The organism is Pelodictyon luteolum DSM 273 (assembly GCF_000012485.1).
In the GTDB taxonomy this organism is placed as follows: Bacteria; Bacteroidota; Chlorobiia; order Chlorobiales; family Chlorobiaceae; genus Chlorobium; species Chlorobium luteolum.
Genome location: NC_007512.1, coordinates 46,171 through 58,619, shown reverse-complemented (window position 1 = coordinate 58,619; position 12,449 = coordinate 46,171). Strand labels below are relative to the sequence as shown.

The window sequence follows — 12,449 nt, the reverse complement described above, 5'->3', positions numbered from 1 at the left end:
CCGGCAGATGAAAAGCGCAGCAGCACACCCGTCCAGCATGCCCTCCGTCGCGAACGGCTCAGAGGCGCATGCCTATGAAACCGGCGTACGCCGTACCATCATCACCTTGACGGTGATTGTGGCGGCCATGCTGGAATTGATCGACACCACCATCGTCAATGTGGCAATCAACCATATCAGCGGCAACCTCGGCGCAAGCATCGAGGATGTCTCATGGGTGGTGACGAGCTACGCCATCGCCAACGTGATCGTCATCCCGCTCTCGGGGTTCCTTGGCAATCTGCTCGGCCGGAGAGCCTATTTCATCGGATCCATCCTGCTCTTCACTCTGGCTTCGCTGCTCTGCGGCCTCGCCGACAACATCTGGACGCTGGTCTTTTTCCGCTTCCTGCAGGGCATCGGCGGCGGTGCCCTCCTGCCGACCTCCCAGGCGATCCTCTATGAAACCTTCCGACCAGAGGAACGGGGCGCGGCGACCGGCATCTTCTCCATGGGCCTCGTACTCGGCCCCACCATCGGCCCGCTGCTCGGAGGCTACCTCGTGGACTACTTCAGCTGGGAATGGTGCTTTTTCGTCAACATCCCGGTAGGCCTTCTTGCCGCATGGTCGGCATTCACATTCATCCGGGAACCGAAGGTCCGCCACAAGGTACAGAAGATCGACTGGACCGGCATCGGGCTGCTCGCCGCCGGCATCGGTTCGCTGCAGTTCATTCTTGAACGCGGCCAGTCGAAGGACTGGTTCGATACCCCATACATCACCTGGTTCACCCTCATCGCCCTCACCTCGCTCGTGGCATTCGTCTGGTGGGAGCTGCATACTGAGCACCCGGCAGTCGACCTCAGTGTGCTATCACGCAGCAAGAACCTCGCAATCGCCGCCGTACTCACCTTCATTGTAGGCTACGGCCTCTACGGCTCGCTGTTCGTCTTTCCGGTGTTCGTGCAGCGCCTGCTCGGGTTCACCGCGGTGCTGACAGGGCTCGTGCTGTTCCCAAGCGCCATGCTGACAGGCGCCATATCGCTCCCGCTCGGCATTGCCCTGCAGAAAGGCGCATCTGCGAAACTGATGATGGCTTTCGGCATGGCGGCCTTCATGGTGTTCTCCTGGGAACTTGGACAACAGACCCTGCAATCGGGAGCGGAGAACTTTTTCGCTGTGCTGTTGCTGCGCGGCCTGGCGCTCGGATTCATCTTCATTCCAGTCACCATGCTCGCCGTCACCGGCCTGCACGGGCGCGACATCGGACAGGCGACCGGACTGAACAACATGGTCCGCCAGCTCGGAGGGTCATTCGGCATCGCCATTACCAACACCTATGTGGCACAGCGGGTCGCCGCACACCGGGTGGAACTCGCAGGCCACATGTCAGCGTATGATTCCGCTGCGCTTGAACGCCTGGAGGCCATTAAACAGGCAGCCGGAGCACGGGCAGCTCTCTCCCCTGCCGATGCCGAGAACCTTGCCAACCGTGCGCTTGAGGGCACCGTGATGGCCCAGAGCTACCACCTTGCCTACATGGATGCCTTCATGCTGATAGCCGTTTTGTTCCTCTGCAGTCTACCCCTCCTGCTCTTCATCAGGGAGAAAAAGGGTGACCAGGGACATGCCCCGGAAGCTCACTGAAAATGCAGAAGGGTCCGGCAAACAGGGCAAACATCCAGAACCCTCACAACTTCAACTCTTCCCTGTAGCGCTGGTAATCACTGCGGACGCGACGACTGTAGAAGATTATGACAACTGCGGCAAAGAGCGTTACAAGACATCCGAACCGGATGGCAGGACCGGTACCAAACTGCTCCGAGAGCCACCCCACCTGGAGGTTGCCTATCGGCATGAACCCCATGAAAACCATCATATAGAGGCTCATAACCCTTCCGCGGTACCGGTCCTCTACCGTGCCCTGAATGGTAGCGCTCATTGTGGCCACGGCGGCCACAAGGCCGAATCCGCAGAGAAAGAGGAAGAACAACGCGAGGGGGAGCCACAGCGTATAGGTAAATCCTATGAGGGAGAGTGCGAAGAGGATGGTTCCCCCTGCGATAAACACCAGTCGATCCACCCGACCGGAGTACATGGAGATGAGTACGGTGCCGATGACGGATCCTATGCCGGAGACACCGTATAGGTAGCCGAGACCGGTGGCGTCCATATTGAATGAACGCTTTGCCACAACCGGCAGCATGGTGACATACGACCAGCCGAAAATGGAGATGATGGCAATGAAGATGACGATGGTCCGGATGAGTGGATGGCGCCATGAGTAGCGAAGTCCGTCCGTGATGGCACGAACGGGGTGAACGGGTTCTGTTCCGGAGGGATTGCGCTGGCCGGCTTTGATCATGAAGAGAGAAAGCAGTACGGCAAAGAAGCTGAATCCGTTGAGCATGAAGGCCGTGCCGGTTCCGGCCGCAGCGATGAGCACCCCCGCTATGGCCGGGCCGATGACCCTCGAGCCGTTATAGATGGCGGAGTTGAGCGCAATGGCCGAGGAGAGATGCTCCCGCTCGACCATTTCGCTGAGGAACGACTGGAGTGCTGGCACGTTGATGGCGTTGACGCAGCCGAGAAGAAAGGAGAGCAGGAGGATGATGGGCATCGTGACGGTGCCGGTGAGGGCGAAGATGCCGAGAATGAACGCAAGCACCATCGCCGAGGACTGGGTCCAGAACAGGATTGTACGGCGCGGGTAGCGATCGACGATGACGCCGCCGATAAGGGATAAAAAGAGCGTTGGAAGAGTCGAGGCAGCAGCAGCAAGACCCACGTCGAAAGCTGAACCGGTAAGTTCAAGCACCAGCCAGCCCTGGGCGACCATCTGGATCCACGTACCGACCATGGAGACCACCTGGCCGGGAAAGTATCTGCGGAAGTTCGGGCTCTGAAAGGCGGGGAACGCCGAGAGAAGGGATGCTTTGATGGAGCGCGCCCCATCGGTCCGAAGGGGATCGTTAGAACCCTGCATAGTCACCCTCTGCCGCAGCGTCGTCGGGATCCGGGGCTTCATGCACAAGGTAGTCGTGATCAATGATGAGATCGGCACGGTACCGGAAGGCGAGCACATCTTCATGCTCTTTTTCAAGGACCCTGAGACGGTACAGGTCGTCGCTCTCCTTGCCGCGAAGGGCCTGGTTCTTGCGGGTTTCACGCCAGGTAAGGTCAATATAGACGCAGAGGTCGGCATCCTTGATGCCGAGGGCGTAGAGACCGTCAACGACGAGCACGTCAACCTTGCTGAAGTCGGTGATGAGCCGGTCGAGCTGGCCGCTGACGATGTCGATGCAGGGCATGAGCGACATGCGTCCGGAGCGGAAGTCCCCGATGTTGCTTTTCAGGAGATCCCAGTCGTACTCGCCGACTCCGACATGCTTGAAATTATCGGCAATGCGGAGGGCGAGACGCTCGGAAGGCGCCACCCGGTAATAGTTGTCGGTATGGAGGATTTTGGGCTGCTCTCCGGCCTTCTTGAGGTCCTGTGCGAGGGCATGCGAGAGCTCGCTCTTGCCGCTGCCGGACTCTCCTGAAATGGCCACGATGTACTTGTGCCCGGGATGTTCATGGCGGAGCTTCTGGATATCGGCAAGGACCCGCCTTGCAATGACTTCGGCGGCCGCGACATGATGTTCGCGTATAAGGAGGACATCACCCAGCATAGTGCAAAACGTTGTGTTCGAAGAGAATGCGGAGGAGGTCACTTCCCCTGCAGCTTGATAGGAAAGGGCACGGTGCGCCCCGCTGACAGGGAGAATATACGCGTTTTAGCTGGAAAACGCATGCCGGGGGCGGCTAATACGCTTCGGCCTCTGTCCCCCGGCCGCACTCATCCACAAAGCCCTGCCCCCGCTCCCTGCCGGCCGTATCGCAGGAGCGGCATCCATCACCGATGCAGGAGTCGGGGACCGAAGGCTCACCCTCGCGGCCCGCGGCAGGCTCCCTACCCGCTTCCTCAGAACGGTTGAGGCTGCATCGGTAAAAGAGTGCTGAAGCGTGTTCAGGTGCCATCGGGAAGGGATCCTTTGTTCTGTTTTGGTGTACAGGTTCAGCTGCCAAACAGGCGGGCGTATTCCGCTGCGGTTTCCACGTCAGCCGTCGTCACCGTGATGTTCTCCGGGATGCTCCGGTAGAGGGCGCTGAAGTTTTTCACGCATGAGGGCGAGGAAAACCAGATTTCATCGATGAAGTCCAGGTCGATGCTCTCCTCCTGCTCATGCTTGCCGTGCAGGTAGACCGACAGCGGAGTGACCGTATTGCCCTCTTCCTCAAGGGCGTTGACGAGGTAGCTGTCAACGAGGTTCGAGCCGGGAAGAAGCACCCGATCGTTGCAGATACCCCCGTCCCTCAGCATGCCGGCGATGGCCGACGGGCTTTCGGGCTCAAGTACGAGGTCGCTGAGGACTCCGTACTTCTGAAGCTCCGTGGCCGCCGGACGGCCGAGGGTGCAGATGCGGGCGCCCGCAAGGTGACGTACGTCGCGACCGAACTCCATCAGGTAGCCGAAGAAATACTTGACGGCAAAGCGGTTCGGGAAGAACACGACCGGCCAGTCGCCGATGCCATGGAAACACTCCTCGAGCACGCTGCGCTCGGCAGCCTCTTCCCTCCGGCAGGGGAAGTTGACCCGCACATATTCCCGACTGCTGAATTGGGCGGGCTCGCCGCCGACCGTAAGCACCTTCTTCTTGCGTGAGTACCAGTTTTCCTCTATGAAGTGGTTGATGTTCTCACCGATGATGAGCAGGGCAGGAGAATATGCAACCCTGTCGCGCCGCAGGAACTCACCGATGGTACCAGTAAAGACCTGCTGGTTGTATCGGGTGGCGTTCTGGACGATGGCCACCTTCGTTGACTCGCTTCGCCCTTTTTTCAGAACGGCCTCGAGCACTGCATGAACGGACGATGCCACCATGTAGTAGACCAGCGTGTCGGCATCTGGCGCCTGGATCTTGTTGATGGGATGGCCGGTACAGAACGCGACCGACGAGGATACCTTCCGCATGGTGAGCGGGATTTCGCTGTAGGAACTCGCCCCGTGCGCGGCCGTGATGCCGGGGATGATCTCATAGTCGATGCGGTGCTGGCGGAGAACGTCGATCTCCTCGCCCCCGCGCCCGAAAACAAACGGATCGCCTCCCTTAAGACGGGCGACGGTCTTGCCGCGCAGAGCGTGGCGGACAATCTCCTCGTTGATGGCGTCCTGCTCGAAGTGGTGGCTGTCCTTGCGCTTGCCGGTATAGATCTTCAGCCCCTCGAACCGATCGACGAGTGCGCTCGTGACCAGATCGTCATAGAGGATCACGTCGGACGCCTGGAGTGCGCGTTCGGCCTTGAGGGTGAGGAGATCGGGGTCGCCGGGACCGGCGCCGATGATGTAGACATATCCCTTCGTCTGCTGGTCTTTCTTTTTCATATCGGGGTACTTCAGAGGTTGCTTGCTGGGTGACATTCTGTGCCGAGAAAGAGAGCCCTGATGGCATTGCGCCACTCGACCGAACGGCGGGCATTCCGGCCGTCGGAGGAGACCGCGACCGTCATCCCGTCGTGACGGAACAGTGCTGGGGAGATGAAATCAGAGTCCATGCGGTTGTCGACGATGTTGCAGAGAATACCCTTCTCTTGCGCATCGGCGAGCACCCGGCGGTTGAGACGGTCGTCCTCGGAGCATGCGTATATGAGAAAAAATCCGTCGAGATCAGAGGTGGCGTATGATTTCCGGAGCTGGTGTACATCCGTGGCCGAAACCTCCGGACTTATGTCGGGCGCAAGGACGGTTATGTCGCCGGTGAACAGCCGGACCGACTGCAGTTTATGCATGACAAGCGCACCGCCGCCGACGAAAAGAATCCGTCGCCCGTCGATGCGGATGTTGAGAGGAATGAAGGTGCTCACAGCGCCTCCCTTGACCTGCGGACGGATATGGTGACCTTGAGTAAAGCCGTAAGAAGGAGTGCGCCGCCGGCCCAGATTCCGATGGTGACCTGCATGTCCGGCATTGCGGGCGCATAGACCGTTCCGCCGTCCGGAGAAGCCTGCCCGGCAAGAATCAATCCGGGTCCGCGGTCGAACCATGCCGAAATGGCGATAAGGAGTCCTGCCGCGGCAGGAAGCATGCCGCCTTTCCTCTGGACCGCCGGCACGAGGAGCAGGACAACCGAGACCGCCCCGGCCGCCAGCAGCACGGAGGGCAGCGAAGCAAACGGCGCATATGCCGGAGGCAGGGCCTGGCGAGCCATGTCACTGTAGAGCAGCCGGAGAGCGTAGGTTTCCGAAGGAAGATTGCCGAGAAACGCGGTGCCGGCATCAAGGCCGATGAAGATCAGCGAGGCCAGGCCGGCAAGGGCTGTATAGCCGGCAAGGCGCTCCACCAGCTCTTTACCTTCATCGGGTCCCGCCGAGCGGCGCAATGCGACCACCATGAAAAGCAGGAGCCCCATGCCGGCGGCAAGTCCGGAAACCAGGATCCTCGGTGCAAGCATGGCGCTCGTCCATAGTCCGTAGGTCGGCATGACGGCGAGCATGAAGGCGGCGATGACCGGGAGTGCGAGCCCGACAGGTAGGGCAAGCATGACGAGCGGACGAAGCCAGCGTGGCGGGGTAGTGCCTTTCCTTCGTGAGGCAAGGAGCGCCCACCCTGCACCGAGAGAAAGGACGAGGTAGGCCATGAGGGCCGGAGCATGCCATGAGGCTGGTGAAGAGGGTGACATGTTCATCAATAGGGTCGGGATGCGCGAAGGCATGCCGAGCCCGGCTGCGATGAAGAGCAGGCTCATGGCAGAAGCGACGGCGGCGAGGAACGCCGAAAGAGGGGCTGCCGCAGACAGCTCCGTCTGCTTCAGGAGACGTTCGGGCACAAGGATGAAAAGGGCCGAAGCGGCAAGGCCTGCGAGAAAGGGCAGCTGTGCGTTGTAAATGCCCCATACCGCACCGACGCCCATGCCGGTTGCAGCGAGTCCTTCATCGCCCTGAACCCGGTATCCATGGATGCCGGCTCCTGCCAGAATGGCAAGAAATCCGATCCAGGACCAGTATGCGGCGTTCCCTTTGAGTGCTTTTTCGAACATGGCTGATTTCCCCTGATTCCTGTCTTGTGTTCCTTAAATGATGTAGAATACCGACGGTTCGGTGCCGAGCTCTGCCTTGCGCCGCATGGTCTCGTTTGCCTGAAGCAGCCGGCGTATGGCGGATTTCGGGTCGTTGAGGTCACCAAATGTCATCGCCCCTTCCGGACACCGGCTGGAGCATGACGGCTCAAGTCCTTTTTTCAGGCGGTCGGAGCAGAAGTTGCACTTCTCGACGACACCCTGCTGCCTCGTCGGGTAGTCAGGGGTCGGTTCCTTGATGGCCGGACGGGGATCGCTCCAGTTGAAGCTGACCTCCCCGTACGGGCAGGCAAGCATGCATGAACGGCAACCGATGCAGCGGTGGTAGTCGATGGCAACGATGCCGTCCTTTCTCCGGAAAATGGAGTCCGTAGGGCATGCACGCACGCAACTCGGCTCGGCACAGTGGTTGCAGAGAGCCGGCATCGTCTGCTTCGTGGCGCATGCGGTACCGAGGAGCGCGCGCCCCTCTTCCTTATGGATCCACTCCACCCTCCGGCGGGGGTCGCTGAATGTGGGGACGTTGTGGGTGAGACGGCATGCGTCGACGCAGGCAGTGCAGCCTGCAGGGCAAAGGCGCGTGTCGATCAGCATGCCCCAGCGCCGGCCCGGCTGTTTGGGGGAGGAAGCCCACGCGGAAGCCGATACGCGCTCAAAGAGCGGGTTGCCGATGATACCCGAAGCGGCTCCCAGCCCGGCGATGAGGCCGAGGCCCGCTTTCCTCATGAATGTCCTTCTCTCTTCGTTCATCACGGTAGATCTTGTGGAGATATGTGGCAGTTCCAGCAGTTCGGCTTCACGTTCGCGTAGTTGTGGCAGCTGAAGCAGAAAAAGCGGTTGTTGTCGTGGCAACCAAGGCAGGTGGCGAGATCTTTCTGGAACCGCCGGCCATCGGGCGTCGTCATAACGGCATCGGGCCCTTCATGGGCTGCATGTTCTTTCCAGTCCGCCAGCACCTGCATGTGATGGGTCTGCATGTACTCTTTCGGGTAGATGCAGCCAGTGCTGTCCGCTGTGCCCGGATCAGCGGCAGGGACAGCGTCATTTATTTCGGCGCCCGTGGCAAGGTATGCAGCTGCGGCCAGCATGGCCACGATGACCAGGCCTATGAGTGTGTTCTTATTGAGCATCGCTCTCCCCCTCGCCGGTTCCGGCCATCGGATTCTCCCTCAAATCCACGGTTCTCTTTTTCTCGCCCTGCATCACCAGCGCGTTGCCCACCAGCTCGTGCAGACCGTAGACGGTAACGCCGGGGTTCCAGTAGCGCATGAGGGAAGGCAGGGTCGCACGGTCGATGGCGCAGATGGTCACCAGCGAGTTCACCCGGTGCGATTTCTTGACGCTCCGCACTGCGTTGGCGCGGGGGAATCCGCCGCGCATACGCATCTCCATGAACTCTTCGGCATTGATGCCGCTGCCCGAGCCGCAGCAGAACGTCCGCTCGCGGATGGTGTCTTCCGGCATCTCGTTGAACGAGTTGCAGACGTTGTTGAGTACGTAACGAGGCTCTTCGAACATGCCCATGCCGCGAGCCACGTTGCAGGAATCGTGGAAGGTGGTGCGGAGATGGTCGTTGCGGCGAGGGTCCAGCTTCAGTTTGTTGTTGTGTATCAGGTCGGCCGTGAACTCGGCAATATGCACCATCTTGGTGGCGGCCGCGTTCTGGAACTTCGTGCCGGTGACCGGAGAGACCGGCTGCTCAAGGAAGCCGGCAGGGCCGTTCATCGTATTCATGTACTGGTGGACAACGCGCCACATGTGGCCGCACTCGCCGCCGAGGATCCATTTCACCTTCAGCCGCTCGGCCTCATGGTACATTTTCGCGTTCAGCTTCTTCATCATGTCGTTCGTGGTGAAGAGGCCGAAGTTGCCGCCCTCCGAGGCGTAGGTGCTGATGGTGTAGTCGAGGCCGATATGCTCGAAGAGCATCATGTAACCCATCATGGTATAAACGCCGGGGTCGCCGAACACGTCGCCTGACGGGGTGATGAAGAGCACTTCGGCCCCCTTCCGGTTGAAGGTGGGGTTCACCGTCACGCCGGTAAGGTCCTCGATGTCGTCGACCAGCGATTCGATGTTCTGGACGAACGTGTGCGGCTCGATGCCGAGATGGTTGCCGGTACGGTTGCAGTTGGCAACCGGGGCAAGGATCCAGTTGTTGTTGACGCCGATCAGATTCAACAGCTCGCGGGCCACCATGGTAATCTCGGCCGTATCAATGCCGAGCGGGCAGAATACGGAGCAGCGGCGGCACTCGGTGCACTGGTAGAAGTACATGTGCCACTCCTTGATGACCTCCTTCGTCAGCTTCCGCGATCCGGAGAACCCTTTCAGGATCTTCTCCACCATCGGGAAGTCGTTCCGGTAGACGGAGCGGAGCAGCTCGGCACGGATGACCGGCATGTTCTTCGGGTCGCCGGTGCCAAGGAAGAAATGGCACTTGTCGGCGCAGGCCCCGCAGCGCACGCAGGCGTCGAGGTAGAGCTTCAGTGAGCGGAACTTCTTAAGGCGCTCCTTCAACCCCTCGTGGATGGTCTTCTCCCACCCTTCAGGAAGCTGCCAGTCCTCATCGGGAGCCGCCCATTTGCGGGGGTTCGGAAAACCGATCTCACCGAGCACTTCCGGCTTGGCGGAGTGGCACCAGTTCCCGTCGCGGAACTCTACCGGCATATCCCACCACTCCTCGCGGGCAAAGTCGCCTTTCAGGGGGGTGGGTTTTTCCAGAAACTCGCGGGTGAGCTGGTTTTTTTTGGGTGCGTATTTTGACATGGTCAGTCCTTTTCGACCGGAAGTCCGGCTTTTTTCATCTTATCCCGGTAGTCATCCTCGTACTCGCTGTAGGTACGGAACTTGATTTTCTTGTTCCAGGGGTTGATATGCCGCTTTTCGCGACTGTTGTTCGCCAGATTGCGCGTAGGGCTGAGGAAGATCGCTCCGGCATGCATCAGCTTGCTGAAGGGGAAGTAGGCCGCCAGCACCGAAGCAAGGAACAGGTGGATGTAGAAGAGTGGACTGATTGCGCCGGGCGCATCGAAACTGAAGGAGGCGAGGTTCAGCATCAGCGCCTTGATGGCGAGCACGTCGACCTTGGCAACGTAGCGCATCGACATGCCGAAAATGACGATGCCGCCGATGAGGAAGAGCGGGAAGAAATCAGTCTGCAGAGAAATGATCCGCATCTTCGCATCGCGCAGGCGTCTGGCGACAAGGTAGGTGATGGCCGCAAGCACGATGGCGTCCGTCATGTAGAATGCCGGCAGCGTGAGCTCGAAAAAGCGGTCGGTACGCTCAATGAGCTGAACGAACAGCGGCGGCTCAATGAAAAAGAACCGTGCGTGGCGCAGGCCGATGAGAAGCAGCGACCAGTGGAAGGCAAGCCCTCCCATCCATAGCCATTTGCTCGAAGCGTAGGCCAGCTGCGGACCCGTATGGAGCTCGGCTTTCGTGTTGCGGAACAGCGAGCGGAAGAAAAAGACCTCCATCAGCACGCGCAGGGTTGCCTGCCACTTCGTCGCGGGGCTTTCAAGCTTCTGGTGCTTTATCCAGTCAAGCGATTTCTCCTGGCCGCATGTGGTGGTGATGCAGAAGGGCACCGGACGGCTCAGCCAGTCGTACATCCTCCAGGCGAATCCCGCCACAAAAAGCAGGACTGCAAGATAAGGGATGATGACGCCGAACAGGTAGCCCATGCCGAAATGGGCCACCCCGATGTATGGGATACAGGAAAGGACGGCAACCATCACAAGGGGCATGAACACTTTTTTCATGAAACGGCCCTCCTCAGCAGCATGTGCATCTGGCTGCGCGCCTCATCGACCTTCAGGCGGTAGATGTTCTCACGGTTTTCCATGAAACAGTCGAACGCTTCGAGCGTCATCTCGTCCATACGGCGGCGGCATGCCTCGCGCCCGGCATCCTCCGGGATGAGCTCCTGTATGAGGTCGCAAAGTGCACCGAAGAGGGCGAGGGACTTCGACGGGGGGAGAGGCTGGACGGCAAAGATGCGGGTGAGGCGCTCGATCCCCTCCCGGCAGTCGTCTCCGCCGCCGATATTGTCAAGCACCGTCCCCATGGCATCGGCGAGCGCCTCGCCGGCCGGGGTTGCCTGAGACATATGTTCAGGGAACATCCCGAGTCCTGCACTGATCCAGCGGTCGAGCAGCGCGGACCGGTTCCGGGAGGCCGCCTGCATCCAGTTGTTCATCATAATTCGGTACGGTAAGTAAAGTGAGTTCAGAGCCAGCTGTTGACCCGGTGAGCTTCGACGAGGTCCACGAACCCGTCGTAGCCAACCCTTTCCACGCCTTCGACGAGGGATCCGACGGCGCGTGCCTCAAGATCCGGCTGAAGAGCATAGACCGGGTTGGTAGTCAGGAGGGCTGCGATGTCGGATGCATAACGGCCCGAGGACTGGACGGCATAGACGCCGTTCTCGATGAAGAGCACGGGATCGCCGGGAGCCGCAAAGCGGATGCACTCCTGCATCGACGGGCTTTCAAAGGGTGATTTGTTGATGGTGTGCAGCATGATAGACAGTTCAGGTTCAATGGTTGCTGTTCAGGCTCGCCCCAGGGGAAGCGACCTTCAGTGGTGGATGACGACATCCTGTTCGTTCATCCTCCGGCCGATTTCGGCCGAGTCGAGCACCTCCACGTCGACAAGCAGATCCTCTTCGGTGAGGCCGCGCTCTTCAAGCGAGGTACGGTCGACATAGAGCTTTTCCACATCATAGCCATCGAGGGCCATGAAGGTTTTCGCGAATCCTTTCATGGAAATGCCCTCTGTCTCCTGCCCTTTTTTCAGGGCGTAGACCCCATCGCCGATGAAGGCGACCGAAAGGTCCTGTTCATAGGCAGCCATGATGAGGATCATCTCGAGCCCCTCATAGGTGTAGATCGAACCGTGGGGGGCACGGCGCATCACGTGCATGATCTTTTTGATGTTCTCTTCCATGATGGTTCAGTCTCCGAAGGTTAACAGTCTGTCGTTGCGGATGGCGATGTCGGTAAGGGTGCCGAGCCCCGTTATGGAGCCGCCCTTGATCATCAGTTCGTCAGTGATGCCGCGCCTCTTGGAGGCGGCAATGCATGCCAGCACTTCAAAACCGTGCTCGGTCGCAAGAGCGCTCCAGCGCTCGGCGATGTTGCGGTCGTCCTGCGGCGGGTCGCCGAGTTTGGTTGCATTGATGACACCGTCGTTGTACAGGAAGACGGCGTCGATCCTGTGGCCTTTCCGGATGGCCGCTTCGGCGAACTTGTACGCCGTGTCGGACGCCTGATGGTTGTATGGCCCTTCCTTGAGAAGAATTCCTATGTTCACCTTATTCCTCTGTTTTGATTGTTGTCGATGCC

General features: G+C 59.7%; 15 protein-coding genes. 1 reads left to right on the top strand and 14 read right to left on the bottom strand.

Annotation, left to right across the window (positions count from 1 at the left end; translation table 11 throughout):
• Positions 1–7 precede the first annotated feature (7 nt).
• Positions 8–1,627 (top strand): DHA2 family efflux MFS transporter permease subunit, encoded by a 1,620-nt coding sequence (locus PLUT_RS00270; protein WP_011356820.1) that lies wholly within the window; start codon positions 8–10, stop codon positions 1,625–1,627.
• 43 nt (positions 1,628–1,670) lie between these two features.
• Here the strand turns inward: PLUT_RS00270 and PLUT_RS00265 are convergent, their stop codons facing one another.
• The 14 genes from PLUT_RS00265 to tusD all read right to left on the bottom strand — a co-directional run bounded on the left by PLUT_RS00265 (position 1,671) and on the right by tusD (position 12,417).
• Positions 1,671–2,966 carry an MFS transporter gene (locus PLUT_RS00265; protein ID WP_011356819.1) on the bottom strand — a complete coding sequence of 432 codons (1,296 nt, stop codon included), beginning with the start codon at positions 2,964–2,966 and terminating at the stop codon, positions 1,671–1,673.
• Entirely contained in the window at positions 2,953–3,654 is a 702-nt protein-coding gene (locus PLUT_RS00260; RefSeq protein ID WP_041463704.1) for a uridine kinase family protein, read from the bottom strand. The genes PLUT_RS00265 and PLUT_RS00260 overlap by 14 nt, the downstream gene beginning before the upstream one ends.
• Before the next feature lie 133 nt (positions 3,655–3,787).
• Positions 3,788–4,003: a hypothetical protein gene (locus PLUT_RS00255; protein WP_041463703.1), complete on the bottom strand. Its 216-nt coding sequence runs from the start codon at positions 4,001–4,003 to the stop codon at positions 3,788–3,790.
• 37 nt (positions 4,004–4,040) lie between these two features.
• Positions 4,041–5,408 (bottom strand): uroporphyrinogen-III C-methyltransferase, encoded by a 1,368-nt coding sequence (cobA, locus tag PLUT_RS00250; protein WP_041463954.1) that lies wholly within the window; start codon positions 5,406–5,408, stop codon positions 4,041–4,043.
• 11 nt (positions 5,409–5,419) lie between these two features.
• On the bottom strand, positions 5,420–5,887 hold the full coding sequence (locus PLUT_RS00245; RefSeq protein ID WP_011356815.1) for a precorrin-2 dehydrogenase/sirohydrochlorin ferrochelatase family protein: 468 nt from the start codon (positions 5,885–5,887) through the stop codon (positions 5,420–5,422).
• Complete coding sequence (nrfD, locus tag PLUT_RS00240; protein WP_011356814.1) at positions 5,884–7,059, bottom strand: NrfD/PsrC family molybdoenzyme membrane anchor subunit; 1,176 nt, start codon at positions 7,057–7,059, stop codon at positions 5,884–5,886. The genes PLUT_RS00245 and nrfD overlap by 4 nt, the downstream gene beginning before the upstream one ends.
• A 33-nt stretch (positions 7,060–7,092) precedes the next feature.
• A complete protein-coding gene (gene dsrO, locus PLUT_RS00235) occupies positions 7,093–7,848 on the bottom strand; it encodes a sulfate reduction electron transfer complex DsrMKJOP subunit DsrO (RefSeq protein ID WP_041463702.1) in 756 nt (251 codons plus the stop codon).
• On the bottom strand, positions 7,848–8,228 hold the full coding sequence (dsrJ, locus tag PLUT_RS00230; protein ID WP_011356812.1) for a sulfate reduction electron transfer complex DsrMKJOP subunit DsrJ: 381 nt from the start codon (positions 8,226–8,228) through the stop codon (positions 7,848–7,850). The genes dsrO and dsrJ overlap by 1 nt, the downstream gene beginning before the upstream one ends.
• Positions 8,218–9,867: a sulfate reduction electron transfer complex DsrMKJOP subunit DsrK gene (gene dsrK, locus PLUT_RS00225; RefSeq protein ID WP_011356811.1), complete on the bottom strand. Its 1,650-nt coding sequence runs from the start codon at positions 9,865–9,867 to the stop codon at positions 8,218–8,220. The genes dsrJ and dsrK overlap by 11 nt, the downstream gene beginning before the upstream one ends.
• Before the next feature lie 2 nt (positions 9,868–9,869).
• Entirely contained in the window at positions 9,870–10,865 is a 996-nt protein-coding gene (dsrM, locus tag PLUT_RS00220) for a sulfate reduction electron transfer complex DsrMKJOP subunit DsrM (RefSeq protein ID WP_011356810.1), read from the bottom strand.
• A complete protein-coding gene (locus PLUT_RS00215) occupies positions 10,862–11,305 on the bottom strand; it encodes an RsbRD N-terminal domain-containing protein (RefSeq protein ID WP_011356809.1) in 444 nt (147 codons plus the stop codon). Before PLUT_RS00215 ends, dsrM begins: the two co-directional genes overlap by 4 nt.
• Positions 11,306–11,331: 26 nt before the next feature.
• The gene (gene tusB, locus PLUT_RS00210; protein ID WP_011356808.1) at positions 11,332–11,625 is read right to left on the bottom strand and encodes a sulfurtransferase complex subunit TusB; all 294 of its coding nucleotides are present in this window, start codon (positions 11,623–11,625) and stop codon (positions 11,332–11,334) included.
• A 57-nt stretch (positions 11,626–11,682) separates the two neighbouring features.
• On the bottom strand, positions 11,683–12,051 hold the full coding sequence (gene tusC / locus PLUT_RS00205; RefSeq protein ID WP_011356807.1) for a sulfurtransferase complex subunit TusC: 369 nt from the start codon (positions 12,049–12,051) through the stop codon (positions 11,683–11,685).
• A 6-nt stretch (positions 12,052–12,057) separates the two neighbouring features.
• On the bottom strand, positions 12,058–12,417 hold the full coding sequence (gene tusD / locus PLUT_RS00200; RefSeq protein ID WP_011356806.1) for a sulfurtransferase complex subunit TusD: 360 nt from the start codon (positions 12,415–12,417) through the stop codon (positions 12,058–12,060).
• Positions 12,418–12,449 lie beyond the last annotated feature (32 nt).

Bases quoted from the DNA above. Each gene is read 5' to 3' on its own strand.
- PLUT_RS00270 (WP_011356820.1), top strand. From the start codon at position 8: ATGAAAAGCGCAGCAGCACACCCGTCCAGCATGCCCTCCGTCGCGAAC.
- PLUT_RS00265 (WP_011356819.1), bottom strand. From the start codon at position 2,966: ATGCAGGGTTCTAACGATCCCCTTCGGACCGATGGGGCGCGCTCCATC.
- PLUT_RS00260 (WP_041463704.1), bottom strand. From the start codon at position 3,654: ATGCTGGGTGATGTCCTCCTTATACGCGAACATCATGTCGCGGCCGCC.
- PLUT_RS00255 (WP_041463703.1), bottom strand. From the start codon at position 4,003: ATGGCACCTGAACACGCTTCAGCACTCTTTTACCGATGCAGCCTCAAC.
- cobA (WP_041463954.1), bottom strand. From the start codon at position 5,408: ATGAAAAAGAAAGACCAGCAGACGAAGGGATATGTCTACATCATCGGC.
- nrfD (WP_011356814.1), bottom strand. From the start codon at position 7,059: ATGTTCGAAAAAGCACTCAAAGGGAACGCCGCATACTGGTCCTGGATC.
- dsrO (WP_041463702.1), bottom strand. From the start codon at position 7,848: ATGAACGAAGAGAGAAGGACATTCATGAGGAAAGCGGGCCTCGGCCTC.
- dsrJ (WP_011356812.1), bottom strand. From the start codon at position 8,228: ATGCTCAATAAGAACACACTCATAGGCCTGGTCATCGTGGCCATGCTG.
- dsrK (WP_011356811.1), bottom strand. From the start codon at position 9,867: ATGTCAAAATACGCACCCAAAAAAAACCAGCTCACCCGCGAGTTTCTG.
- dsrM (WP_011356810.1), bottom strand. From the start codon at position 10,865: ATGAAAAAAGTGTTCATGCCCCTTGTGATGGTTGCCGTCCTTTCCTGT.
- PLUT_RS00215 (WP_011356809.1), bottom strand. From the start codon at position 11,305: ATGATGAACAACTGGATGCAGGCGGCCTCCCGGAACCGGTCCGCGCTG.
- tusB (WP_011356808.1), bottom strand. From the start codon at position 11,625: ATGCTGCACACCATCAACAAATCACCCTTTGAAAGCCCGTCGATGCAG.
- tusC (WP_011356807.1), bottom strand. From the start codon at position 12,051: ATGGAAGAGAACATCAAAAAGATCATGCACGTGATGCGCCGTGCCCCC.